Annotated in this window: 2 protein-coding genes; one reads left to right on the top strand and one right to left on the bottom strand. The window is 39.1% G+C overall.

Features of this window, described 5'->3' with window-relative positions:
- Positions 1 to 179 (top strand): transposase (locus IC220_RS07170; protein WP_188152690.1); only part of this gene is annotated, 179 nt, incomplete at its 5' end.
- A gap of 9 nt (positions 180 to 188) precedes the next feature.
- Here the strand turns inward: IC220_RS07170 and IC220_RS07175 are convergent.
- Positions 189 to 1,829, bottom strand: coding sequence for a phage terminase large subunit family protein (locus IC220_RS07175; RefSeq protein ID WP_188153749.1), 1,641 nt, complete (start codon positions 1,827 to 1,829; stop codon positions 189 to 191).
- Positions 1,830 to 2,186 lie beyond the last annotated feature (357 nt).

Genomic DNA, 2,186 nt, shown 5'->3' on the forward strand with positions numbered 1-2,186 from the left:
GTTCCAATAGAAAAACACCAAGAGAATACGATAAAGAGCTTTATAAAGAGAGAAATCTCATCGAAAGAATGTTCAATAAACTCAAGAATTTTCGTAGGGTTGCTACTCGTTATGATAAATTAGCTATTTCTTTCTTATCTTTTGTCCATATTGCTTCTATATATCTTTGGTTAAAATAAATGTCGACACTACCTAGTATAGCCTTTCACTACTTTGGTAATTAATTGTTCCGCTGTCAGTTGTTTAAAATACTCAGGCGCATACTCTGGAAAATGGCAATATCCTGCTGGAGCTTTTTCACCGTCCCGTAACACATTGAGTAGTTGAAATAATTCTGACTTTAATATTGATACCCCAACTGGCCAGAGTTTCATGCCTCTGTAGAGCTTTTTACCTGCCACTGTCACATCAACTCTACTTGGGCTATTAAGCGGTACTAGGGCTTTGTTCACTCCCTTTATTGCCATCACTCTTCCCTGACTTCTCACCCAATTGTATACTTCCTGTGTTGCATATCCTGCATCTACTGCCATCATACTAATCGTATATTCAAGGCCATCTGAACCAAGAAAATGATGATTCAACAACTCTGAAAGTTTGTTCCATACAAATTCTTTTCCAGGGTCTCCTTCAAATACCTGATAATCTATCGACCAACTTTCGCGATTTCTTCCCCAAGCTACAACCTCTACTTCTATTCTGTCTTTCTGAACATCAACACCTGCAGTAAGGACTACTTCTCCTTTTGGTACTGTGCCAATTGGATAATTTTCTCTTCTTTCAAATAAATGACGCCAGTCTGGCACTTCTCCTTTATCTACCCAAGTTTCTCCTAAAGTGGTATTAATCCAAACCTTCAGTAATTGCTCATTTTCTTTTGCATGCTGAAAATCTTCTACTGCTTGATTCCAACTATACCAGCCAACTGGGCTATAAAGACTTGAAATATGAAACCCTGCTATCTTTCCACCTTTCGTTTCGTTTGTTACTCTCCATTCTCCACGTGAAAGCATCTCGGTTTTTTGATGATTTTCTATTTTTCCTTTGCATTCGATACAAACATAATGTGCTGTTTTTGGGTCTTTATCTTCCCACTTAACTTGCGTCCATTTTAAAACTTGATAATGATTACAATGCGGGCAGGGAACAAAAAAGTAACGCTTATCTGAAGCTTCAAATTCCTTTTCAATTCTGCTGATTCCATGCACTGTTGGAGTTGAGACCAAAAATATCTTTCGCCGCGTAAATGTATTAGTTCGGGCTATGCTGAGCAAAACTGGATCTCCTTCACCACCTGAATCTCCTGGATACGCATCAATTTCATCGAGAAAGAGGTATTTTACTGGCATGGAACGAAGGCCTACGCTGCTGTTCGCCCCAGTTATTACCACAATTCCACCGGGAAACTCTTTACTCTGTACCGTATTGCCTGAATCTCTTGATCTTGGGTCTTTTACTTTATCTTTTAAACATGGTGTGCTATCAATAAGTGGGGCAAATCTTCCTTTAGACCAGCGTTTTCCCATTTCTACAGTTGGCTGTACCACTAACATTGGACCTGGAGTCTGGTCAATAATATAGCCTATCCAGTTGTTCCCTGCTTCTGTTCCTCCAATCTGGGCCCCTTTCATAAATATCACTTTTTCAACTGGTGATGAAGGCGATAAAGAGTCCATTATTTCTTTCAGGTAAGGAGTTCTCTCTGTTCTCCATCTTCCTGGTTCTGATGATGCTGTTTGCGAGAGAACCCTGTATTCATCTGCCCATTCTGACACCTTTAATAATGGATCTGGCTTTAATCCTGCATAAAAGGCTGTTGCGTATATCATAATGCTATTGATTGTTCATTGCTTGCTCTGGACAAAACAGGTTCTTCTATCTTGTGGTCTACAAAATCTCCTTTAAATAAGGAGTTCTCTCTGTTCTCCATTTTCCTGATGCTGTTTGCGAGAGAACCCTGTATTCATCTGCCCATTCTGACACCTTTATAATGGATCTGGCTTTAATCCTGCATAAAAGGCTGTTGCGTATATCATAATGCTATTGATTGTTCATTGCTTGCTCTGGACAAAACAGGTTCTTCTATCTTGTGATCTACAAAATCTTCCTCCTCCTCACTTTGTATTTCAACATTACTTGATGTAGTTTGACTCTCTCTTTCACTTTCTAACTCAATTGACATTTTC

The organism is Wolbachia endosymbiont of Pentalonia nigronervosa, assembly GCF_014534705.1.
Classification (GTDB): domain Bacteria; phylum Pseudomonadota; class Alphaproteobacteria; order Rickettsiales; family Anaplasmataceae; genus Wolbachia.